This window comes from Streptomyces sp. NBC_01077 (genome assembly GCF_045162855.1).
Lineage (GTDB): Bacteria > Actinomycetota > Actinomycetes > Streptomycetales > Streptomycetaceae > Streptomyces.
Window position 1 is genome coordinate 9,808,380 of sequence record NZ_CP108669.1, and the last position, 23,541, is coordinate 9,831,920.

The 23,541-nt window shown below is 62.6% G+C and carries 15 protein-coding genes; 7 read left to right on the forward strand and 8 right to left on the reverse strand.

Going from position 1 to position 23,541, the window contains the following annotated elements; all coding sequences use genetic code 11:
• Positions 1 to 58 precede the first annotated feature (58 nt).
• Positions 59 to 478 (forward strand): hypothetical protein, encoded by a 420-nt coding sequence (locus OG462_RS43965; RefSeq protein ID WP_406053671.1) that lies wholly within the window; start codon positions 59 to 61, stop codon positions 476 to 478.
• A 1,135-nt stretch (positions 479 to 1,613) separates the two neighbouring features.
• Complete coding sequence (locus tag OG462_RS43970) at positions 1,614 to 1,946, forward strand: STAS domain-containing protein (RefSeq protein ID WP_406053669.1); 333 nt, start codon at positions 1,614 to 1,616, stop codon at positions 1,944 to 1,946.
• 326 nt (positions 1,947 to 2,272) lie between these two features.
• Here the strand turns inward: OG462_RS43970 and OG462_RS43975 are convergent, their stop codons facing one another.
• On the reverse strand, positions 2,273 to 2,659 hold the full coding sequence (locus OG462_RS43975) for an ATP-binding protein (protein ID WP_406053667.1): 387 nt from the start codon (positions 2,657 to 2,659) through the stop codon (positions 2,273 to 2,275).
• An 836-nt stretch (positions 2,660 to 3,495) separates the two neighbouring features.
• Entirely contained in the window at positions 3,496 to 3,849 is a 354-nt protein-coding gene (locus OG462_RS43980) for a transposase family protein (protein ID WP_406053665.1), read from the reverse strand.
• A 2,443-nt stretch (positions 3,850 to 6,292) separates the two neighbouring features.
• Here OG462_RS43980 and OG462_RS43985 point away from each other — a divergent pair.
• The 3 genes from OG462_RS43985 to OG462_RS43995 are packed head-to-tail and all read left to right on the forward strand — an operon-like array spanning position 6,293 to position 8,930.
• On the forward strand, positions 6,293 to 6,685 hold the full coding sequence (locus OG462_RS43985; RefSeq protein ID WP_406053663.1) for a hypothetical protein: 393 nt from the start codon (positions 6,293 to 6,295) through the stop codon (positions 6,683 to 6,685).
• 29 nt (positions 6,686 to 6,714) lie between these two features.
• Positions 6,715 to 7,344 carry a DUF5987 family protein gene (locus OG462_RS43990; RefSeq protein WP_406053662.1) on the forward strand — a complete coding sequence of 210 codons (630 nt, stop codon included), beginning with the start codon at positions 6,715 to 6,717 and terminating at the stop codon, positions 7,342 to 7,344.
• Positions 7,341 to 8,930: a GMC family oxidoreductase N-terminal domain-containing protein gene (locus OG462_RS43995; RefSeq protein WP_406053660.1), complete on the forward strand. Its 1,590-nt coding sequence runs from the start codon at positions 7,341 to 7,343 to the stop codon at positions 8,928 to 8,930. The genes OG462_RS43990 and OG462_RS43995 overlap by 4 nt, the downstream gene beginning before the upstream one ends.
• Positions 8,931 to 9,391: 461 nt before the next feature.
• Here the strand turns inward: OG462_RS43995 and OG462_RS44000 are convergent, their stop codons facing one another.
• The 3 genes from OG462_RS44000 to OG462_RS44010 form a co-directional block, all read right to left on the reverse strand.
• Positions 9,392 to 11,215 (reverse strand): alpha/beta hydrolase family protein, encoded by a 1,824-nt coding sequence (locus OG462_RS44000; RefSeq protein WP_406053658.1) that lies wholly within the window; start codon positions 11,213 to 11,215, stop codon positions 9,392 to 9,394.
• Positions 11,179 to 12,225 (reverse strand): lanthionine synthetase LanC family protein, encoded by a 1,047-nt coding sequence (locus OG462_RS44005; RefSeq protein ID WP_406053656.1) that lies wholly within the window; start codon positions 12,223 to 12,225, stop codon positions 11,179 to 11,181. The genes OG462_RS44000 and OG462_RS44005 overlap by 37 nt, the downstream gene beginning before the upstream one ends.
• 173 nt (positions 12,226 to 12,398) lie before the next feature.
• Positions 12,399 to 14,144: an ABC transporter ATP-binding protein gene (locus OG462_RS44010; protein WP_406053654.1), complete on the reverse strand. Its 1,746-nt coding sequence runs from the start codon at positions 14,142 to 14,144 to the stop codon at positions 12,399 to 12,401.
• Positions 14,145 to 15,066: 922 nt separating this feature from the next.
• Here OG462_RS44010 and OG462_RS44015 point away from each other — a divergent pair.
• Positions 15,067 to 15,243, forward strand: coding sequence for a hypothetical protein (locus OG462_RS44015; RefSeq protein ID WP_406053652.1), 177 nt, complete (start codon positions 15,067 to 15,069; stop codon positions 15,241 to 15,243).
• Positions 15,244 to 16,014: 771 nt separating this feature from the next.
• Positions 16,015 to 18,693: a LuxR C-terminal-related transcriptional regulator gene (locus OG462_RS44020; RefSeq protein ID WP_406053650.1), complete on the forward strand. Its 2,679-nt coding sequence runs from the start codon at positions 16,015 to 16,017 to the stop codon at positions 18,691 to 18,693.
• A 268-nt stretch (positions 18,694 to 18,961) separates the two neighbouring features.
• Here OG462_RS44020 and OG462_RS44025 read toward each other — a convergent pair whose 3' ends face one another.
• The 3 genes from OG462_RS44025 to OG462_RS44035 all read right to left on the reverse strand — a co-directional run bounded on the left by OG462_RS44025 (position 18,962) and on the right by OG462_RS44035 (position 22,699).
• Positions 18,962 to 20,671, reverse strand: coding sequence for a thiamine pyrophosphate-binding protein (locus OG462_RS44025; protein WP_406053648.1), 1,710 nt, complete (start codon positions 20,669 to 20,671; stop codon positions 18,962 to 18,964).
• A 97-nt stretch (positions 20,672 to 20,768) separates the two neighbouring features.
• A complete protein-coding gene (locus tag OG462_RS44030) occupies positions 20,769 to 21,812 on the reverse strand; it encodes an aminotransferase class I/II-fold pyridoxal phosphate-dependent enzyme (protein WP_406053646.1) in 1,044 nt (347 codons plus the stop codon).
• Between the two features lie 92 nt (positions 21,813 to 21,904).
• Complete coding sequence (locus OG462_RS44035) at positions 21,905 to 22,699, reverse strand: 3-oxoacyl-[acyl-carrier-protein] synthase III C-terminal domain-containing protein (RefSeq protein ID WP_406053644.1); 795 nt, start codon at positions 22,697 to 22,699, stop codon at positions 21,905 to 21,907.
• Positions 22,700 to 23,541: the final 842 nt, after the last annotated feature.

The following is a 23,541-nucleotide window of genomic DNA, read 5'->3' on the forward strand; positions in this document are numbered from 1 at the left end:
CGACAGGGATGCCTTGACGAAGGACATAGAGGCACCCCACCCCGCGGTGTTCAGGGCGATGAGGATCGACGCGACGGCGACGGGTGACGACGGCTTGGAGCGTTTGCCGTTTCTCGAGTTGCCGCCGTTCTTCCCCGGCCGGATCGTGCCGGACTTCACCGACAGGGTCTGTCCTCTCCCCCTCGAGAGCCGACTCCAGCAGCCGCTTCGTCAGCTGCTGGAGCAGACCGCCCGCACTCGTCGGCTGAAGGCCCTCGGCCCGGGTCCGGGCTCGTTCGGGAACCGGCCATCCACGCCCGCCGGCACGGCCCCACCTTCGGGCGCCTTGACCGTGTTCTCGCTGGTCACAGGCGCAACCCTCCATGATCGGAGTTACACCGTTTTCTTTACCGTCCCCGATCCTCCGGAGGACGCGACCTGCCGACCTCAATTGAGTAGCGCCTACTCGCGATGCCGGTTATGCCTGATGATCAAATGAGGTCCTGCCGGGGCGGTGCCCCCCACCTCTCGGCAGTGTTTCGGGGTGGCAACGTGTGAGGGGAAGCCACGTTGCTCGGTTGGTGAAACTACCCCTCTGTGAAGCCGGCCGTCCTGTCCGCGTTCGCCTGTCGGGCAGGCCCTATCCCTTCGCTTCCTCGGGCATGGCGGAACCTCCGACTGTCGGCGGCCGGAGGTTCCGTCACGCTGCGACCGTCCCCCTATCTGCACACACCCGAGGCTCCCCTCCGGCGGGAGTGCGTAGGGCTGATCTGGAACCCAGTGGATTTGGATCATGCCGCGAGTGATGCCCCGCCTACGTCTCGATGCGGCGCAGGCCAGCTGGAGTGCGTGAGAATGCACCCCTTGTCGGAAGCGGCATGCTGAGTTGTCCGCCGGGTCGTGGGCTTTTGTCGGCGCCGAAGAAGCACTTTGAACTGCGCAGAGGCGGCCTGAAAGCAGCAGCGGCTGCCCGCTGGGCCACTGTGCGCAGATGCCGGCCCAAGCCGGAGAAGCTCCGGACCGGCTCCGAGCTGCGTGACCTCGTCAACGCCAAGCTGGGGCAAGACTGGTCACCGCAGCAGATCACCCGCCACCTCGCCTGCATCCATCCCGGTGAGCCGACAATGAACCTGTGCCTCGAGACCGTCTGCCGAGCCCTCCACCAGGAGGGCATCTGATCTAGGTAGCTGGTGTTACCGGCACGGAGACCTCATCGCCGGAAAGGCGCAGGCATCCGCGATCGACACCCTCGTCGACTGCGCCACCCGCCTCATGCACCTGCCCCAGGTTTCAGCCAGTCGTGTGTGGTGGTGAGCACAGACGGGTCCATCAGCGGCCGCTGCGGACAGCGAGGCCGGGCGGAAGGCGCGACTGACAATGCGAGCGATACTTCGGCATAAGCCGATGCGGTCTCCTGACCCTGGAATTGAGGCATGGGTGGAATGCTCTGGGTTTCGCCTCGGCACGCGAGACGGTCAGGCCTTATGGTCGAAACCGGCTGGTGAACCCAGTGAGACTGGGCGCGCAGTGTTTTGATGCACGCCATTACCCTGGAAGGACTCTGGTGTCTTCCTGTCTGAGATACGAGAGGTGTCAGGCCAAGGTTTCTGTCCGAAGGGTTTCCGGAGGTAGCTGTGCTACCTGATGAACTGCTGCGGATCCGCAGCCTGCGACGTGGGGACACAGTGCTTCTGCGGCTGACCGGGGAGCTCGACATGGCTACTGCCCCGCTGGTCGACAGTGCGGCGGTGTCTGTACCTCTGAGCGACGCGCGCTGCCTCCATCTGGATCTGGCGAACGTCACGTTCTGTGACGAGGCGGGACTTCGAGCGCTGCGGCGTATCTCTGACCTGGCCCAAGCATCCCATGTCGCCCTGTGCCTTGTCGGGATCCATCCCAATGTCCGGAGAACCGTGGCCTGGCTTGGATCCGCCTCGCCTTGGCTCCCGCCGATGGCTCTGAGCTGAAGGGGGAGCCACCCCTTCCACGCGGTCCGTAACCAGACCGTGATCATCAAGCAGTTCTCCATTGACCGGCCAATTCGGGCTCATGTATCCGTGGGGTGGCCGCTGTCGGGGCTATGTGGCTTGGAGCTGTGGCGAGGGGAAGTCCTGACGATTTGCCGCAGTCTCCGATCCTCGAGCACGCTGTAGTTCGACTCGATCAGCGTGAGAAAGAGAATCGTGACGTCGTGTGCTGGCAGATCGCACACGCAGCACCTGGCATCGAAGGCGGAGCATGCATGCATCGGTGTTTCCCTTCATCAGGAAGAACGGACGCTCTGGTGAGGGATCTACTGCTTGTGGAGGTGGGCCACGGCGAACGTGCCGAGCGAGCTGCTGCTGACTGCGAAACTATCTGCTAGCGCGGAGACCAGCTGCAGCCGGTAGGAGCCGGCCCCGGCGTCCGGTGTTAGGGGCGTCGCCGCCGGAGGGCCGGTGTGGTGGAGAATAACGGTGATTCCACCATCGGCGTAGACTAGCTGCAGCCGTATCGGATGCCCGACGTGATGTACGGCGTGGGCGACAAGCTCACCAACAAGTAGGCATACGGCGCTGACTAGTTCGGCGTCGAGCTTCCATCGGCGCAGGTGCGGGCGAACAAGACGCCGAGAGGCAGGAGCGGCGTCAACTGATGGAGGAAGGTGCCACAGGGCGCTCCAGTCGGTCACGGTGGTCATCTGTACAACAGTCCGTGATACTCGAGCTTCGAGCCGAGGCGGTCAGGATCCGGCGGGCGGATGTTGCGGTGACCGGCCCGGAGAGGCAGATGGTTCGCACGAGACCCGGCTCCTGGGTCCTTGCGTGCAGGTGGAAAGGCCATGCCCGTTCTCTCCTTGCTGACGCTACCGGCGATCCGCCAATCAGATGTCGGCGCATGTGGGGATGCCTGCTGGGGCACCCGATGCGAGTCGGGTAGCTGATAGAGTAGACAGCCCGATGATCAGCCCGGGGTGACACCCCTCGCCAGAGCACCTGGTACTCGTTCCGCCGTAACACCTGTCGAACGCTCTACCCTTCCATCTTGACCGTGCGTAAGCTCCGGCCGTGTATCCCTGAAATGGATGCCACGTCTGAGATGCGCGGCGTAGCAGGTCGGTTTCAGTGGGTAGTCGACGGCTTTGGCTGCCTGTGCGTCTGACGAGATCGTGCTGTGTGCAGCGACTATCGGGATCTGGCGGATCACGGGGCTGACACCCGATGTGATCGCTGAACTCATTGCCGAGGTACTACCAACCCCGCATCGACGGCTGGGCCGTCCACCAGGATCTTGACCAGGCCCAGCTGGCGGGCATGGGCGATGTCCGCGCAGCGCCCGACCTGGCCGGGCTGCAGAACAGCATCCGCCCGTTCTGGTCGGTGAGGACCATGGTCCTGACGGCGTTCTGCTCGTTCTTCCCAGAGATGAACGTGTCCCGGTCCTTGCGTCCAGCAGCCGGCGGACCCGGATCCCGGTGCCGTCGATGATCCCGGTCTGCCCACTGACGCCGAGGTGGCCGATGACTTCGGCCAGTGTTCACAGCAGGACGCCGGGGCTGATCGGGCACCCCCGCTCGGCGGGCAACGGCCGTATCTCGCCGATGGCCCGGGTGATGGTGGAGTGGTCGACTCCGAACCAGCAGGCCAGCACGTCATGAGTGGCACCGTGACGGAGATGGACGAGGGCGGCCAGAAGCCGGCCGGCGAACACGAACCGGTGCTTCGCACCGGCGCCCGCAGCACGCTTCCGCGGCCGAGAGGTCAGTTTGGCCTGGTGACACTCATGCCACAACGGGTCTAACTCGGTGATGAGTTCAGCGATCACATCGGCCGACAGCCCCGTGATCCGGCGATTGCTGACGATCACTGCACGAGTCACGGTCCCCACCACCCGACCATGATCAACCACCCGAAGCCCGACGTCACACCGCTTACCGTGCACGAACTCGTTAGGGCTCGCAGAAGAACAACACGCGGACGAGCAACGCGCTGACCTGCTGTGTCAAGGCCTAAAACACGCAAGTTTATTCTCTGCGAGCCCTTAGTCGTCCCGGTTCAGCGGGTTCCTTTGCCTAACGGGCCGCGAGGGGGTCGGCGGATGCTGCGCCTTGCGCTCGGAGGCGATCAGGAGACCGAAGAGCGTATCGATTGTGCGTTGCCGGAAGAGGCACGGACAAGCGGCTGTGTTGCGGATGCTGCAAAGAAGAGCCATCTCATCCTCCAGGGCGAGTGTCGGTATTGGCCGGCAGAATGCCCGGTTTGCCCGCTTATTGATCGCTATGCTGCTAGGGTTTCCCCTCGCAGTCCTGAGCAGACGCTACTTACGTCACGCCGTGTCGGCATATGGGTCTCAAATGTAACTCTATGTGATGTAGGTGAGAGTCTTCAGAGGGTGTTGCCAGTCCAGCTCTCTCAATCGCCCAAGGCCCGGCCCAGCGTGCTGGCGCGTGCGTGGGGATGGAACAACACGGCGCTTGCTGCGCGGTTGGGTATCGAGCGTAAGACGGTGGCTAGGTGGTGGACCCGGTTCTGCGGGACCGGCTCGGTGGCTTGCCGGACGAGTCACCGCCGCGGTTCCGCGGACCATCACCGATGCCGGGGTGGAAGAGGCCGCGGTCCGCCCCCTCGAAGCAGGGCCGGAGGCCGTATGGCCGACCGCGTAGGCCGCCCCTGCGTGAACTGCGTCGCCACATCGGTGCCGGGCCGATGCGGATCCTGTTCGACGTACTTGTTGGGCCGCTTGCCCGGCCGACGATACGCGGCGTGGACCGGACCGTTCCACACGGTCTCCTTCAACGGCTCCAGCTCCATCAAGGTCCCCGAGAGTGACAGGAATGTGGACTGGGTGGGGTCGCAGAGCCGCGGCGGCTACCCGAGGGCGGAGTCGAATACCTCGGCGAGACCGGCATCCGGGCCCTGATCGGCGCGGTGTCCGGCCTCACCGACGTGGGCGAGACTGACTACGCTCGCCAGCTGCAGCGCCATGCGCCCCGACGAGCTCAGCCTTATGAGGCAAGGGTTTCGACGCCCTTGCCTTCGTGGCCGGTACCGGTACCGGCGCCCAGTTCCTTGGCCGACTCCTACCTGTCCCTCCGCGGTCCCTCGCGGCCCGCATCGTCGAAGTGACTGTCACCGTCACTGCGATCTGCAAGGACGGCACCTCGTTCACCAGCTCCTACCGCCTCGCCACCGCATTGACCGACGCCACCCTGCCGGACCTCTTGTCGCCCTCTGCCGTCGGCGGTGGGATCACGAGTCCGCCTACTTCGCGCTGCGGCACACTCGCTGACCGGCCGACGTGCTCCGCTCTGGCGGCGTCGAGCAGGCGATGTGTGGGCCATGCTCCCGCTCTACCGGGGCCCTGCGCATGGTCATGGCGGATGTCGCTGAGCCCGGCCGGGCACTGCCCCGGACCGCTGCGGCTTCACCACCGCCCGGGATCTGGTCGTCCAGGCCACAGGCATCACCGGACACGGCACGACCGGCGCCATCGGCTAGCGGATCCTGGCCCAGCTCCTCTCACTCAGGCGGCCACGCGTTCGCACCCGCACGGTCAAGTCACCGATCTCGCGTGACCACGACCGCCGGCAAGACGACCGCCCGGACACCAGCCGCACCGTCACCGGTCTGCCCGGCACCGTCCTCGAACCCGAGCCAGTCTGCTACCGCGTGGTCGCCCCCGGACCTGGGGAATGCATGGCCGCGAAAGCTCTCCGATCCTCACGATGTGCAGGTCGAACGGGAACCGCCACCTTATGCTCGCGCCAGCCTCTGCCCGCTGCACGCGGTGCCCTCCTCGGTGCCCACGCAGGTACTCGGGCCCTCTTGAGCGTAGCGAGGCTCCGACCACGACTGTGGCGACGACCGTACCCGAACGCCGCCCTTGTCACGCCGCGGTGCCTGACACCCAGTCCCAGGGGATCTGACTGAGGGGCAGAGATGAAGTGGACGGACCCAGTCATCGCATCATCTGTGCATGACTCACTGCTCCGCCTCTTGTACCCGACGGTAGGTTACTGCATCCTCTGTGTGCTGGTCCTGACGCCTCGTGACGTCACGACACTGGCGTTCCTGAGTCATTGTTGTCCCGCTCCGCTTCGGGAGGTCTCATGTCTTCGCTGCGCATACGTACTTCAGTAGTGTCCCTTGTTCTAGGGACATGTGCTGCGCTCATTCCCAGCACCGCGTCCGGTGCTTCGACCACACACACTCTGCCGGTTTCATCTGAGGATCACGTAGGGCCCTTCGTCGAGCCTGGGTTTGCCAGCGCATGCGAATGGCACAGGTTCGGGGAGGGGGAACGCCCGTCCTGGCGACTGATGTTCGCTGATCCGTTGTGCATCGAGTACAGCAAGCGTGACATCACGATCGACAACGGTGGGGCGACCCAGTTTCTGCTGGCCGAACCATCCCGATTCGCCGTGGCCTCGATCACCTGTCGCTACTACCAGAAAGACCACTGGAGTGTTCAGTCCACCTCGGGGGCCGTCCCCTGGGTGACCTGGGATGGCCAGTACTGGTGGGACAAGCGGGCGCGGCGCGGCGGCGCACGACTGACGAACTTCAAGGTACAAGGTCAGGCGGTCGGCATCGGTGATGCCGTTCTGGCCCTCCGCCCGCGCTTCCCGCAACTTGCCGATGCCCTCGATGACTACGGCAGGACCTCTGGGGAGAGCGGTATGACGGTGGACTTGCCGATGGATCTCTACTGCGCAGCGACGGGGTGACAGCAGTGCCCCCGTTGGACCGCCGGGCGGTGATCAAAGCGTTGACGGCTGCAGTCGGCATCTCGGTCGGGCAGCCGGCCTCTTGGCTGCCCGCTGCTGCGGCCGTCAACGAAACGAATTGGACGGTGCAGACCTTGGAGGCCTTCGCCGACACCCTCGTCCCTGGAGAGCGCCGCTTCTCTGGGGACGTGCCGATCGCAGGTGTGGTGCAAGGGCCCGGGGCGGTGCAGGCGGGCGCCGTGCAGGTACTGCAGTCTCCCGACCTGCCCCTGTTCCCCTTCTTGCCGGGCATCGCCGCACTGCTCAATACACGAGCAACCGCCTATGCGGCGATCCGCCTGATCTGGCTGCCGGTGACTCGACCGGCCTTCGTCGGGTTGTCATTCGCCCACCGCACAGCGCTAGTCAGCAGCTTGTTCGACGCCAACGACCTAGATCGACAGATCTGGCAGATGCTGAGCCTTCTGACAAGTCTGGCCTTCGACAGTGCCAGCCACCTCGACACCTCTGCGGCCGTCGAGCAGCATCACTCGGGGCTCGCCTGGTTGGGCTTCCCGCCGCCGGACACGGACGGGCTCTGGAGGTTCTCTCAGTTCTCCTACGGCAGGGCCCTCGCAGATCTCCATCCGAAGACGACCGCTTCAGGAAGCCCGGCATGAACCAGCAGACGACAGATGTCCTGGTAGTAGGTAGTGGATTCGGCGGCGCGATCCCTGCATATCATCTTGCGGCCGGCGGTGCGCGAGTCACGATCCTGGAGCGTGGCCCTCGCCTGACGGCAGGGCAATTCGAACAGTCCATGGAGCTCGGTAAGTTCAATCGGATCGTCGACGTGATCCAAGGGGACGGCGTTTCCGTGCTCGCTGGCAACTGTGTAGGTGGAGGCAGTGTCGTCTACTTCGCAGCTTCCTTGCGCGCTCCAGCACTGGCTTTCGAACGGCGTGGCAGTATCGGACAACGCATTTGGCCTGCCAAGCTGACGCGCACCACTCTGGACCCCTGGTATGACCGGGTCGAGGAGGCGCTTCCCGTGGCTCGTGCGAACTGGAACGATGTCTCCTATGCCGGTGGCGTGTTCGCAGCCGCCTGCCAGCGAGCCGGACACACCTGCAATCCTGTCCCGCTGGCGGTAGATCTTACGGCCTGTACCAACTGTAACTGGATGCTGTCCGGTTGTCGGTTCGATGCCAAACGCTCGATGCTTTTGAACTACCTACCGGCGGCGGAGTCGCACGGTGCCGTTGTGCGCCCGCTCCATGAGGTCCAACTCCTTACACCGTCATACGTTCCCGGCTATCGGTACGCGGTCGGCTATACGGTCCTGGATGGCGATGACTACACTTGCACCGTCGAGTCAGGTGTCATTCATGCGAAGGTGGTCGTCCTGGCTGCAGGGGCAGTCGGCACCCCGGTGATTCTGCAGCGCTCGTCATTGTTCCTGGGTGGAGTGCCGGCTGCCGTAGGCAAGTACTTCTCGGGAAACGGCGACCGAGTCAGCGTCGCCGACATCGACGAAGGCAGGGTGCGCTCTCTTCTGGGGCTGTCCCGATCTGATGACATGGCCTACCAGGCATTGCCCATTGGGCGTCCTATCACTGCTGCGACCTATGACTACCTGAACCCGGACGCTCCAGAATTCGAGCGATTCACCCTTCAACAGATATACTTCCCACCGCTGACGAACCTGCTTGCGCAGGCGGCAGGTTCGCCGGGCTGGTTCGGGATCGCTAAACGTGACATGCGCGCTCGCTGGCAGTCGTGGCTCACCCTCCTGGCGATGACCGAAGACGACAATGAGGGAACCTTCGGCTCGCCGCCTGTCACGGGAGGCTTCACTCGCCTGGCTCCAGGACTGGGGAAGGGCACCATGCGGTATCACCCCACTTTCCGCACGCGGCACTCGTGGAGTGTCGCAGATGATGCACTCCGACAGATCGTGGAGAAGGACGGACTCGGTCGAGCGCGCCCCTGGAGCGAGCAGGTAGCCGGCACCGTCACGGCCCATCCACTGGGATCGGTGCGCATCGGCGACAACCCCGCGACCAGTGCACTGAACGCCAATCACGAACTGCGCGGATGCCCCGGAATCTTCGTCACAGACGGGTCGGCCGTGCCCGCTTCCCTGACCGTCAACCCGTCTCTGACCATCGCTGCGTTGGCCGAGCGCGCGAGTCCCGTGATCACAGACCGGACGGCCGAGGCCGGTGTCGCTGTCCGCTACCTTGCCACCTTGCCAGCGAGATAAGAGTGCATGCCCCTGTGAGACACGGAGAGACGAGAAGCCAGCGTAAGGGGAGTTGCGAAGCAGCTGGGGCGAACCGCTGTCCGTCTTGCTCCGCACGCTCTGGGACTGCTCGGGCCCCGTCCTCCCAGCACAGCCTGGGCGGAAGGGGAGGGGATGGAGAGCAGTGGGCGGAGGATGTTGCCAGCCGATTGTATAACTGCTGTTGTCTCTGTTGATGGCTCTGATGCCGGTGTGGCGGTCCAGGAAGGAGCGGATTGCCGGGGTCTTGTGGGTGGCGTAGTTATCACACAGCAGGTGGACGTCGAGGCCGTCGGGAAACCTCTCGATCGATCTTGGCGAGGAACTTCTTGAACTCCACCGCCCGGTGTCGGGGTGCAGAGGGGAGATGGCCTTTCCAGCGATGGTGTCGAAGGCTCGGACGTCCGAAGAGCACTGCCATTCTGTCTCCGGAACCCGAGTGGTCATCGGCCGAGGAAGTCGGCTATCCGATGGTTGATCGAGCGCCCGTTCTGATCGAGCAGGGGACTGTGCCCGGCATCAGGTGCCTCGATGAACTCCAGATCAGCGCCATATCGGAGGTCGATGAGCTGCTGATGGAGTGTGCGACTCTGAGATATCGGGACAATAGAATCTGCGGTGCCGTGGACCAAGAGGATTTTTGCGCGCAGCGCCTGAGCGGTCCGTAGCAGGTCACGAGAGCCGATGCGATCGGTGATCTCGGTACGACCTCCGAGACGGTTCAGCAGGTTACGGACGGGCGTCGTGGCCTCGGAGTAGAGACGCTTGCCGCTGAGAAAGGGCGCCACAGCCACACAATGCGACCATCGGGCGGGCTGCGTGGAGGCTGTGAGCAGCGCCAGGAACGCCCCGTAACTCGTGCCGTAGATCATCAGCCGGTTTTCGCGGTGAGGCCGACGCATGGTGGCGATGTGGTCGGCGATGTAGTGGATGTCTGCCAGATCCGGCCCGCCCCAAGCGTCTTGAATGGCCGTCTGATGTCGATGCCCGTACCCCGTGCTTCCGCGTTGGTTGACAGCGATCACGGTGAAGCCGCAGTTGGCAAGGTGCACAAGCGATGGATTGAAGGCGGCCTGCCAATGAGCCTCGGGTCCACCATGAAGGGCGATAACCACCCGGTGCGCGGTGGTCCATGATTCCCCGTAGACGAGTGCTTCCACCGACCCCGCGGGCGTGGAGAACGATTCGGTCCTGACGGAGAGACAGGGGACCGATTCGCCGGCAGGCTGCACGGCGAGGCGGGCCCGACGTGCCGATGCATCGCTGACTGTGGCGAGTGTGAGCTGACGGACGGGCGTGGAGACAGGGAAACGCAGAACTCCGTCGTGGCAGGCACCGCTTGCAGTCACCACCCCGAGAGGCATCGGCACCTGCTCCTGGAAGCCGTTTGCGAGCCGATGGCGGATCATACAGGAACGCACCCCACGGTCGACCGCCAGGTACAGCGCAGAGCCGAGCGTGTCGAAGGCCACCGGACGAATAACGGCGTCGAGATCGTTGACATGCGGTGGCAAAAGCACGATGTTCTGCGCAATGAGCAGGATCGGGTCGAGTTGTGCGGTGGCCAGCCTCGGCCGTTCGGGGAGTCCGACGGCCAGCAATAACTGGCTTCTGCCCGGCTGGGTGAGGAGGATCTGCACTCCTTGCTGATCTGGTACCAAGGGGGACAGGATTCCCGTGTCCGTGTCGAGGCAGACAGGCTCACCGTGGTCGTCACGGCTTAGCCGGTTGAAGGCGACGTGGCGCCCCGACGGTTCCAGAGAGAGACCACCCTTGAGCGTGCCATGCGTGGTGATCAGTGGAGACGGCGGCCCGTCCGTGCTGAGTTTCCATACGATGGTGCCAAGGTCTGTGTAGCTCATGGCGAGTCCTGGTGCGCCTTGGGCAAGCTGACAAATGAGAGCCGGAACAACCTGCCCCGGCCCCTGGATGGTGCCCTCATGGAGAGCAGGTATCCGCAGCAGCTCGTGCTGGCTGCCATTCGGCGTGAGCACAGTGATGGTCCCGGCATCGTCGACGCCCACCTGGGCAAAGCCTGCAGCCGGCACGCTGAGCGGCCAGCTTCGAACCGGTTCCCCAATACTCCAACGCTCGATCATCCATCGCTCGCCGGAGAGCAGCAGGCACACGCTGTGCCTGCCGTTGGGCGAGAACCGGAAGGCGCCACGTGACGTGTCGGGATGCCCGGACTCAACGAGAGCCCCATCGGCGGAGAGAGATGCGCCATTCTCTAGCGGAACAGGAGAAGAGCTGACCATGAGGAGCATACTCCGTGTGCGTAGTCGTACAGGGCCAGCGCGATTCCCGACGCGCCGTCGAGGAACTCCGGTGAGTCCAAGGCTCCGGACTGGCGGAACTGAGGGAACCCGAACGTGGTGCGGGGGTTCCAGTAGTCCAGTGCACCCTCGGCGGCCGAATCGGCCAGGCGCTTGAGCCGGGGGTCAGGGTCTCGACTCATCACAGTCAGCGCGGCCTGGAGCACGCCGCTGTAGCCACAGCACAGTGCAGGCCCGCTCACCGCCCAGTGGCCTCGAGGGGATGCGTCGAGCGAGACGAGTGCCCCGATTCCTGCGTCGACGAGAGGTTGATCATTCAATGCCCTGCCTGCAAGATGAATGGCTGTCGCAATCCCCGTCGACCCGGCGCACCAGCGGTGATCCGGAGCGGGCGAGCCAACCGGATGGCCACGGCCGACGCTCGCGGGCCACGTCCAGGTCCCGGCATAGCGCTGGGCGAGAAGCCATTCGGCTGTGGAACGGATGACGTCGTGCTGACCCTTTACGTAGTTGCCTTTAGACAAGGCAGTGGAGAGAAATGCCAGGGGACCTGAGACCCCGCGGGCCATACCCAGCTCCGCCTCGCCCCGGCGGGAATCCTGCCTCGAGGACGCCCATAGACCTGACATGCGGTCATCCAAGCCTGTGAGTAATTCGGTGAGCACCTCGAGTGCAGCTTGAAGTCCGGGCTCGGCCGGGGAGTAGCCACTGTGGAGTCCGAGCAAGAGCATCCGTCCCAGACCGGCCAGGCCGCTGACAGCGTCGTAGTCCGCGACCGCCAGATGCCGGCCACCGCCGCGGCGCTGCACCCTGCATCGCTCCGCGAGACTCTCGGCCTGGTCGCTCAGCCGAGCTGTGCCCGAAAGGAGGAGCGGTCGCAGCCGAGGATCGCCTGTCATTGCATTGACGATGAGAGCGGTACTGATCGCTCCAGTCACACCTCGGAACAGATTGCTTGGATGCGCAGGCAACACCTGCGTGATCGTGCGCAGATGCTCCACGGCGGACTCTGCGAACTGAGGGCTTCCGAAAGCAAACCTGGCGGCGAGCATTGCGCAGCCCGGCAGAGACACATGTACAGGAATCGGCCTCTGTGTCAGGTCCAAGACACGTGCGGTGACCCTGACGCGCTCTGCTACATCGGCAGATACATACTTGGCTCTTTCAGCAGTGGTCACGCCTGGCTTTCCTGCCGAGGGGAATTCTGGGCCGGGAGACTGTACTGGTGACGTTGCGCCTGGTACATACGGGCAAAGGATCCACCAAGGGACATGAGTTGATCGTAAGTGCCGGCTTCTGTGAGACGACCCTCGTCGAGGTGATAGATCCGGTCGGCGTATCGAATCGAGCCAAGCCTGTGCGTGATCAGTACGACCGTCTGGCCATTGCTGGCGAGACGCATCAGTTTGTCGAAAGTCTCTATCTCGGTCAGAGGATCGAGAGCAGCTGTCGGCTCGTCGCAGATCAGGATCTGAGCATCCCGGAAGTGCCCTCGGGCCAGGGCCATGCGCTGCCACTGCCCGCCGGAGAGATTGACTCCACCCTCGAATTCTCGAGCCAGTAGGGTGTCCCACTTCTCGGGGAGACCGGCCACGATCTCATCTGCCTCCGCGAAGCTCGCAGCAGCAGCCAAACGGGCTTCCTCATTGTCGGTTCCTGGCCGTCCGAGCGTGGCGTTGAGCCGAGCAGTGAACGGCCAGCGATGGAAATCCTGCCCGATCCACGCCACCCGAGAGAACAGCGAAGCGCGGTTCAGGCTGCTGACATCCACTCCGTCCCAGGTGATGGAGCCCTGCTCCGGCTGGTGCAGTCCGGCAAGGAGTCGCGCCAGAGTGCTCTTGCCGCTTCCGTTGACGCCCACCAGCGCGATGATCTCACCCCGGCGCAGCTCCAGATCGACCCCCTGTACAGCCGGCTTCTCACTGCCCGGATACGTGAACTGAACATTCCGAACAGCGATGTGCGAGGGGTACTCAGACACTTCCCGGCCATCTACCGGTATGGCGTGGGTAGCTGCCTGGTCCATCGTCCTGGTGTAGTCCGCAACAAACAGCCCATGTGTGTAGAGGTCGTTGAACTGCAGCAAAAGGGAGGTCAACTGTCCTGTCACTCGCGTGATCGCAATGACTGCCGTGGCAGCTGTAGCCAGCGGTACTGCGCCTGTCACCAGGAGCCACCCCAACGCAACGTACGTCAGCACACGTGCAATCCCACCTGCGGCATCGGCGATGACTCCCACCACGGCCTGGCGCTTCGCCAGCCGAGAACGCTCGCCCTCCAGGGCGCCTGCCAGCCGGCGATAGTGGCCCAGCAGGAAGTCGGCCAGCCCGTGCACCCTTACCTCTTCGGCCGGAGCACCTTGTGCCGTGAGAACTTCTGCGAGGACGCTCTTCTGTCGGCTTTGGTTCATCCACTTCATTGCGGAGAGGTACTCCCAACGCGCAGTGGTGACTGCTTTCCAGGCCTGCGGGATGACGGCCAGGAGCAGGAGCGGTACAAGGAGTGGATGCATCATAGACACCGCGCTGGCCATGGCCGCGACACTGAGCATGGCCCCGGCTGACGACAGCACGCTGGAGGTCAGTTGCTGGGTGGCAGTCACACCAAGCTTGGCGCCGGCCAACGAGCGTTGGAACGCTCCGTCCTCAAGCACAGAGAGCTCGACTCGCGCAGCGTGCTCCAGCATTCTCTGCTCTGCAGCCCGCTGAACCTTCGGTGCGAGCGTGCCCTGCGCAGCCGTGGCCAGCGCACGCGTCAGTGAACCCACAGCAAGGACAAGGCCGACCACCAGCAGCGCCGGCACAGCTGCTCGCACACGTTCCGGCGTGGGGCCGGCGGCCAGCAACCCGATCAGCACTTTGTTGACGGCTAACAGACCAAATGCGCTCACCGCTGCTTGCACCACCTGGGCAAGGCCCACTGCGAGAAAGGCCCTTCGATCAGCGCGCCAGGAGGTCCGGAGCGCAAACCGAGCCAACGACGGCAAGGCTCTCGCTGTCGTCCAGAAGCCAACTTCTGACGCAGCCGAGACGTGGGATACCCACGCTCCGTTCATCCGTATACCGGACCCGTACAGCGGATCGTGCGCCACGCGGTACCTCGTTCCCATGGTCAGCATGCGCCTGGCGCGGTTGCCATCGGCGGCCGTTCGCTCGGGGCGTCCATTGATCGACAAGACAGCCATTCTCGGTCCGCGCCGTGACCGGGGGCATGAGTATCAACTACCTGCACTGGCCGCCGCTGCCGGGTGCGAGTCCGCAGGACACCGTCCAGACACAGGATGACAACCGCTTTCTCGACCCTTCACTGAGGTCTTCGGGCCGCCGTCAGTCGTGACCCGTCATGGTCCCTGCCACGTGCCGACTGGGTGAGATATACGAAGGGTGGGAGCCTCGCCACGGAGCGTCGGGCGTTTCGCAAGAAGAGCCGGCTTCAGGCCGGCAGGCGGTTCGCAGTGAGTGAGATGACTGCGGTGATCGCGGAGGATCTGCGGGTGAGTGTGCGGTCGGCAGAACGCCAGCGTCGTGCCTGGCGCGAGGGTGGGATGGAGGGCCGGTGTTCCGTGGGTCGGGCGCCCCCCGGACGTCGCCGATGCCTGGTTCGGCGTGCTGGAGGAGAAACTCGGCAAAGGCCCCGGCAGCGCACGGCTTCGACGACGAACGCCGGCCCCTGTTCCGGCTTGAGACCGTGACCGCCGCGGCCGCAGGTGGGTCTGCCGGCGGCAACGGTGCGGCGGCTGCTAAAACGGCACGACTGCCCCCTGGCAGGCACCCGCCCGCGGAGCCCTGGAGCGTGACGAGTACGCGGTGGAACTCTGGACACGACACACTCCCGTCATCCGCGTGCGTGGCAGGTTCCGCCGCCTGACCTCGGTCTCCGACCTGTGCAGCTACAAACCCGGCGAGAAGAGCCGGCTCATCGACCGACCCCGCACCCATCTTCTATTCAAGGGCGCACGCAAGTGCTTCTCCTGCAAGACCATCGCGACCTCCTGGTGCGGGGCACACATCCATGCCTGACGGCCCGATCGTTGTGGTCTGGGACAGACAATCTCAACACCCATCCGGCCGCCGGGCTGCAGCCGTACGACGCCGAACACGACCGGTTCACCACCATCGACTGCCGACGCGCCCGACCCGAACCCCGTCGAAGCCGTCTGGCGAATCGTGCCCAAGCGACACTGCCTTCGCCGTACCCGACGACCTCGACCGCAAGCTCCGCCGCGAGTTACGCAGGATCCAGCCCCGCCCCGCGTGGTCGACGCCTGCCCCACCGCCACCAGCCTGGCCATCAACCCACCGGCCTCGCCCTGAAAACGTCAACAGGTAGCGCGGGCATCGACTTGCGGCTTCGTTCATAGCGGTGAGCTGACCAGAAGGTGCCGCCGCGCCCGGCGGGGCGGGGCAAGCCTACGTTCACCACAGGCGCCGACGACGCCAGGCAGACGCCGATACCGACAGAAGGCCCATCAGCCTGCATGGTTCGGGAGTGGTCCCGGGCCCGGCCGCTGGGCCAGGGCATCTGCATCCGGGCCATGACCATGTGAACGCGGGCGGCAGCGCCTGTCTGTGCCGAGGTGGATCTCGGTTTTCGGTCCGCGACGGGGCCTTGGCCGAGAGGTAATTGAGTGGAGTAGTGAGTACTCACGTCGACCTACTCATATCCCGGTAGGCATTGACACACCGGCGAGCAATTGAGTGTGCACATTGTCATTAAAAATGCCGACAGTGGCCGCCTGGACTCTCAGCGAACTGGCGGGCAGCAGACGGCTTCTAGTGAGGTAGCAAGTAGTGAGTAGTCTGATCGGGGCTGCAGGAACAGACGGCTCTGCGAGGTCTGCCGACCTCACTCGGTGGCCTTTCGTCGGCAGACAAACGCAGCTGAACGCCTTCGCCGAGACGCTGGCAGCACGGCGGAGCTACGGGTTTGTAGTGTGCGGGCCATCAGGTGTCGGCAAGTCACGGCTGGCCGAAGAGTGCCTGGCAAGCGCAGTGCGCGCCGGATTCCAAGGCGCTCACGCTGTAGCAAGCGCAGCTGCTGCGGCAATGCCGCTGGGCGCAATCGCACATCTCGTCCCGGACGGCATCGACCTCAATGACCCGGTTTCAGCATCGGCAGATGTAGCCGCCGGTCTGAAGAGGCGCACTCGCCGAGTCATCCTGTGGGTGGACGACCTGCACCTGCTGGACGCGACAACCGCGACGCTGTTGCGGCAGCTGATGGACGACGAGTTGGTGCGACTGATCGCCACTGTTCGTGCCGGAGAACCCACGAGCGACGCGGTCAAAGCACTCTGCCTTGGCGCCTCCGTGCACCGGGTAAATTTGTCCGAGCTGAAACAGAAGGAGAGCGAGCAGCTCCTCAAGGCCGTGCTCGGAGGGCCGGTGGGCCGGCGCACCGCGCAACGGCTGCATGCAAGATCGGGCGGGAATCTCCTGTACCTGCGTGAACTAGTACGCGGAGCCATGGACACCGGAAGCCTCGTTCATGACGGAGAAGTGTGGCGCCTGTCCGCTACATCACTCTCGGTCCTCCCGACACTGACTGAGTTGGTCGAGTTCCGCCTGGCAGCCGCCGGCCCGAAGGAACGGCCTGTGCTGGAGCTACTTGCGCTGTGCGGGCCGCTGACGTTGGACGATGCAGAATGCGTGACGTCACCGGCAGAGCTCAACAAACTGGAGAAGGCAGGGCTGATCCGCACGATGGAATATCGGAGTCGGACGGCCGTAACCCTCGTTCATCCGCTGTACGGAGAAGTGCTCCTCAAGAACACTTCCGTCCTTCGGCGCCGGAACCTTCTCCGGGGCCAAGCACAACGAAAGGAAGCGCTGGGTGCCCAGAGACGAGAAGATCTCCTTCGCATTGCCATCTGGAGACTGAACGCGTCCGAAAGCGTAGATCCTGATCTCCTGATCCAGGCAGCCACCTTGAGCTTTCACGCGCACGACTACCCCCAGGCGGTCGCTCTCCTGGAGGCCCTGCCCGATGCAAGGCACACGACATCGACTCGAGTTCTCCTTGGCCACGCACTGACCGAACTTGGGAGATGGCAATCCGCGGAGAGTGTGCTCTCTGTTGGTGACGCACATGCTGCCGACGAGCAAGAAAGGCTGGAGGTCGCGCTAGCTCGTATTATGAACCTCTTCTGGCTCGGACAGGAGACCGAGAAGACGCTGGAGGTCGTAGACAGTGCCCTGCTGCATGTCACTAACCTCTCGGGCCAACGAACACTGCGGATCATCGAAGGCTACGTTCGGGTCATCTCAGGCCAGCCGGATCATGGATTGAAGCTCCTCGAAGAACACATGGAAAGAGAAGCCGAAACCAGCCACGACTGCAGCACTTGGCTCCTCGGCGCACTCATGAAGACCATCGCGCTTACTGCAGTCGGGCGCACCGCCGAAGCAATGACCTGGGGAAAACACGCCCATGACATTCATGTAAGAGCCTACAAGGAAAAGCGCCCCGTGCCTCATCCTGCAACGCAGCTGATTCATCATGCGTGGACAGAATCCGGCATGCTTACCGAAAGCATCGCAACGGGGGAGCAGACGTTCCGCGCGTTGATGGCCACTGCTGGCACAACAGAGCCACGAATCTGGACCGCGTTCTTGACAGGACGAGCAGAATGGCAAGCAGGTCATCCAGGAGTGGCTCACCGATGGTTTTCAGAAGCGCTGGCTCCTGCACGGGAAAGCCAGCACCTCAGGGCACTACCGCTGACCCTGTCGTACCTGGCAGCGACGGCGGCAGTGCTCGGCGACTTCAGCACTACAGAATCATCCCCGCCGGACACCCGCGCATACCCCACGACGGGGTGGCTCACTGGGGAAGAGTTTCTGGGAGAAGCGTGGATACTGGCAGCCCGTGGACAGACGGCAGATGCCAGACGAGTGCTCACGAAAGCTGTAGCCAGAGCCCGCGCCGGGCATTTCTTCACATCTGAGATTCTACTCCTGACGGATCTGGCCCGACTCGGTGGCGCTAGGGAGGCGACCGGACGGCTTTCTGAGCTGGCAGAATTCTGCGATGGAGCGTTCACGCCAGCACGGGCTCACTTCGCCTCAGCTCTGGCAGCCAACGATCCAGACGAACTAATGGCTGCCGCTGATCAACTCGAGGATCTCGGCGCGGATCTTCTGGCTGCAGAAGCCGCTGCTGCTGCAGCCACGACGCTTCGTCGTCTGGGCGAGTCCCGAATGGCCGCTGCAGCGCGGAACCGCGCCGCAATCGTCTCCGGACGATGCAATGGGGCCCGCACACCTCTTCTGGGGTTGACAGAAGCAACTGCAGCACTGACAGCACGTGAACGAGAGATCGCTCAGTTGGCTGCAGGCAGCCTCACAAGCAAGGAAATCGCTGAGATGCTGAGTTTGTCTGCACGAACCGTGGAAAACCATTTGCAGCGCGCCTTTACCAAGCTGGGTATCACGAACCGGCGAGACCTGCGGCGGGTTCTACGCTTGTGACCGACGGTCAGCTGCAGCTGGCAGAAGATTGCACCGCCGCGCTCCTCAGCCCGACCTCGACTGGCCTTAACCAAGGCACCTGGCACTGCGAAGTCGGCGCAACTCCATCCACTGGAGTCTTGACCATCGGACGCCGGCAACGGACCGGCCCCTCAAATCGCTGGAAGTGAGGGGCACCCGGGCGCGGTCCGTTGCCGGCGTGGCAGTTGTCGCAGGCTCCGCTTCTAAAATTTGCGCACGGCGAGGAGAAGGCGAGCGCCGGCCAGGGTCAGTCGTTTCTGAATCCCGCAACGGTTTTGGCACGTTCAGCCAGCGGGGGAGAGATTTCTGCATCCACGTGAACTTCGATCACCGTTGGCCCCGAAACGGTGATCGCCTCTCTGAGGACGTGGCCGATCTGACCTGGCTGATCAACTTCCCACACTGGGATCCCCATGGCACCGGCAATGGCTGCCGCGCTGATCCGCTTATTGTTCACGATGCATTGCATGGCGCGCCCACCGTTCACGAGTTTGCTGCCATGATAGGAGATTCCGTGCCCCTGGTTGTTCTCCACGATCCACACAACGGGGATGTCATATTCACGGGCCGTCAACAGATCCATTCCGTTCATCGTGAAGCACGCGTCACCCACGATTGCGATAATCGGTGTTCCCGGACACCCCAAGGAAGCCCCAATAGGGGCCACTGTGCCGTGTCCCATTGACCCGAATCCCATGTTAAGAATGAAGCGTTGATCATTTCGCATCTGCAGGTGTCGCAGATTGAAAAGCATGTGTCCGCCGATGTCGGAGAAGACGATGGCATCCGATGGTAGTGCGTGATTCAATTCGGCACGCCAAACAGCCGGACCGAGTTCTGCGGCAGACGAGCCTTCGGATACATTGACAATCTCCGGGATGCTTCTGCTACCCGGGATCGCAGATGTGGCCGGCTGAGGGGAACTGTCATGTGCTTGGAGACGCTTCAACAGCTCTGCGAGTGTCGCTTCGGTGTCGCCCACCAGGGCAATATCCACGGGGTAATTTCGACCTATGCGTGCCGGGTCGATATCGAGTTGAATGATGCGGCGTTCATGTCCAATTCCGGCGTGCCAGTTAAATGTAGTAGTTTCGTTCATAGACGCGCCAACAACGAGTAAGGTGTCGACGGAATCTTCCACGAGGGCCGATTGCGCGGCTGGACTGCCTGCCAGACCGCAGACCCCCAGGGAAAGCGGATGATCTTCTGGAAACACCCCCTTCGCACGTGGTGTGGTGGCCGTGGGAGCGCCAAGGTGAGTGGCCACCTCTTCCACTAGGCGCCTGGCTCCGAGCGACGAAGCACCCGACCCGACGAGGACGACGGTGCGCTGTGCTTGAGTCAGAAAAGCTGCAGCCAGCTCGACCGCAGGAAGATCCACAGGCCGCGAGGGTTCTATCGCGGTGCTTGCCACGAGGGGCTCGTCAACTGGCTGTTGCCAGAAGTCGACCGGCACATTCAGATGTACGGGGCCCGGACGGCCGCTCAGAGCCAGGGTGATGGCCCGCCGAAAATGACGAGAGAACTGTGCAGGCGACGGCACCATAGCGGAGTACTTGGTCACTGGACCAAAAATCCCGACGATATCGATATCTTCACGTGCCGTTTCTTGAGCCGCACCCCTGCCCAAGGTATGGCTCGGAGCCTGTCCAGTTATCACAAGCATAGGTACACCGTCCGCAAAGGCAGCCGCCACACCAGTCAGTAGGTTGGTAGCGCCCGGACCTGATGTGGCGGCAGCCACGGCAATTCTTCCACTCGCCCGAGCGTATCCATCAGCCATGAAAGCAGCACCACCTTCATGGCGGGCCACGACAACCGAGAATTCTTCGTCCTGCTCGACTCTGTCGAAGAACGGATGTATCAGACCGCCGGGAATTCCGAACACCGTAGTGATGCCCTGATTTTTGAGGTGGTGCATGGCTACGTCGATGAGCAGGTTTGGATAGTTCGACACCGGTTCTTCCTTCGGAACGTTGAGGGGACGCACTGTGTTCACTCTCTTGTTGGCGCAGCCTTTTTGATTGAAAGGCGCTGCAGCGGCTGCGCTCGGTCTAGTTGAGCAAGTCCTCTGCGACGCGCAGGAACCCGACGTTGTCTTCCGGAAGGCCAATTGTTACGCGCACGCCGTAGTCTCCGAAGGAACGCACTACATACCCCTGCTGCTCGCACGATGAGGCAAAACGGGCAGAGAGTGGTCCCAGAGGCATCCAGAAGAAGTTTCCTTGCGAGTCCGGTATCCCAGGCAGCAGCCGGCGAAGCTCCTTGATCATTGAGTCACGTTCCAGGGCGATTTGCGCTGCGCGACGACGCATCTCAGGAGCTTGGTGCAAGGCCGCAATAGCCGCTGCCTGAGCGACAGCATTGACTGAGAATGGAGTGATGCACTTGCGGATATTGGCAGTGACGGTACGGTGGGCACAGAGCCATCCAACGCGGAGGGCAGCCAGTCCCCAGGCCTTCGAGAATGACCGCATTACGACCAAGTTGGGATGTTTCGCCGGAAGAGTGGTGCTATCTCGCTGAGGCGGCGGTGTGACAAATTCAATGTATGCCTCATCCGCGATGACCAGGATATTGCGGGGCACCAGGTCGAGGAATCTTTCGAATTCCTCCAATGGAATATACGTCCCTGTGGGATTGCTGGGATTACAGATAATGATGATTCGAGTCCGGCTTGTGACTGCTGTCAGCAATGCATCAAGGTCATGTGCGTGCTTGTTGCGAGGGGCTGTGACCGAAACGGCTCCAGCCACCGTAGTGACCAGTGGGTATGCCTCGAATGCAGGCTGCGAGTGCAGAACCTCTTCGCCTGGCCGAGTGATTCCCTTGATCAGGGCTTCGATCAAGGCTACCGAGCCATTCCCCACCGCGACAGTGGATGGATCGATTTCATATTGCCTGGCTAGTTGCGTAATGAGGGCAGTGTTTGACAAGTCGGGATATAGGCGAGCGTCGTCAGCGACCCTGGCGACCGTTTCCGTGATGCCAGGAAGCGGCCCAAAAGGCACCTCGTTTGTGTCAAGCTTGACAACCCTGCCTAGGCCGTGAGTGTTTGCCAGTTCCTTCGGGTTGGGGATGGGGCGATAGGAAGGCATATTGCTTATTTCGGGGCGAAATTGATTATGCATTGTGCTCGTTTCGAACTGAAATATCTCGGGACTGTCGTTGATGGGTCAGTGGCATGCTTTTAAAGTCTCCATAGCATGGCAATCATATTGAACCCAGCGCCAGCCGCGAACAGAAGGAGCGTGTCCCCTTCATTGACTACAGGTACTTCTCGTCGGAAATGATCGAGCACGATCGGGATGCTCGCCGCTGCGAGTGTGCCGTGTTCGTGGAAGGTGGTGAGTAGCTGATTCTCGTGAAATCCAAGAGATTCGCCCCAGTGGCGGCACATGCGATCAGTTGTTTGATGAGGGAGGAACCAGGTGAGATCCTCAGGTGAGATCTGGTGCTCATTTAAGAAGTCATTCAGAAACAAGACGGGTGCTTGAGCTGCGAACTTATCGAAATCCGCAACCTTGTTCGCTGTGAGGTACTCCGGGCGCCCGGTGGCCAATGAAGAGCTGGCGCTGATCACGTCGATGTAGCGAGGCTCTCTAACGTGTTTCATACCGAGCAGAGAGCGTTCAACTCCTCGGGAGAGCACCAGCGCTCCGGCTCCGTCTCCCACGGGGCCAATGTCCGTCCCTTTTTCGAATGCTCTGTTTGCCCAGTTGGCCACAGTGACAACAAGGACCCGATCGAATGTTCCACTTTCGATAAAGCTTGAAGCCATGCATATCAATGCCAGAGAGGTGGCGCTGAGCCCCATTTCTGCGGCGATGCACGCGGCTTGACTGGCGCCGATCTCCATGGCAATCCGCGTGCCATCGTTTGGTGTCTCGGAATCCGCAACGAATGACCAGTAGAGAATGAGATCGATGTCGGTGGGACTTACATCTGCGTCTTCGAGGGCGCGTTGCGCCGCCCGGGCTCCCATGTATACCGACGTTTCGTCCGGTGACGCATAGTGTCGTCTGTTTGAGTCCTCGAATGCGTCGGAAAGCGAATCTTTTAGTCGGCTAGTTGAATGCGATACGGGGCCGTCTACCCTATTTCTGGGGATGTAGGATCCGGTTCCGATGATGCGGGCGTGATGCATTGAATTCCTGAGAAGGGTCGCGGTGCCAGTCGATGTTCTATCGAGCCGGGTGAGGGTAGCATCTTGTCGGTAGTAGAATCCGGAGGTTACTCGATCAGGTCATTGTTCGACATTGCTGGTGGGGCGCAATGCGGGGAGGGTTTGGATTTGAAGATGATTCTAACCCAATTGCACATGAAATCGGATCGTTTCGCTTCGGCGCGCTGTACAGGTCGTAGATTCGATGACCTCTGGTATCGGTTTGAATCGGTATGGCAAGTGGTCGAAGGAACGCATCGTTTCTCCTTTGTTCGCTACATCAGGAAAGAGTCGATTATTCCTCAGATTAAACTCTCTCCGGACTATGCGGTCACTGCAGCAGTAGGAACTACTCAGGTTTCCCTCAAGGCAGGCGGAGACATGAGAAGCCGGGAGGGGCGATGTGCTCTGAGCAGGGTGACTTCGGACGGCGTGGTGCGCGCACGAGCGGGTCAGCCGGTAGAGAAGAGCCTGAGTGGGCTTGTCCATCGTGTGCCGGTGCAAGTGGTTACCAGGTGTGGGGTGAGCGGTGTCCACTGTGCAGGCGAGCGCCGCTGCTCTAGTGAGGGCCGGCCCCCTGGACTCCGCAGAGTTGTCCCCCTGATCGGCTGAAGAGCCCTGAAGGCGGAGGAGAGGCCGAGATGCTTCGTCTGTGATCAAAG

Coding starts and splice junctions, on each gene's coding strand:
- OG462_RS43965 (WP_406053671.1), top strand. CDS start 59: ATGAGGATCGACGCGACGGCGACGGGTGACGACGGCTTGGAGCGTTTG.
- OG462_RS43975 (WP_406053667.1), bottom strand. CDS start 2,659: ATGACCACCGTGACCGACTGGAGCGCCCTGTGGCACCTTCCTCCATCA.
- OG462_RS43995 (WP_406053660.1), top strand. CDS start 7,341: ATGAACCAGCAGACGACAGATGTCCTGGTAGTAGGTAGTGGATTCGGC.
- OG462_RS44000 (WP_406053658.1), bottom strand. CDS start 11,215: ATGCTCCTCATGGTCAGCTCTTCTCCTGTTCCGCTAGAGAATGGCGCA.
- OG462_RS44030 (WP_406053646.1), bottom strand. CDS start 21,812: ATGCCTTCCTATCGCCCCATCCCCAACCCGAAGGAACTGGCAAACACT.
- OG462_RS44035 (WP_406053644.1), bottom strand. CDS start 22,699: ATGGGAGCCCGGGCGGCGCAACGCGCCCTCGAAGACGCAGATGTAAGT.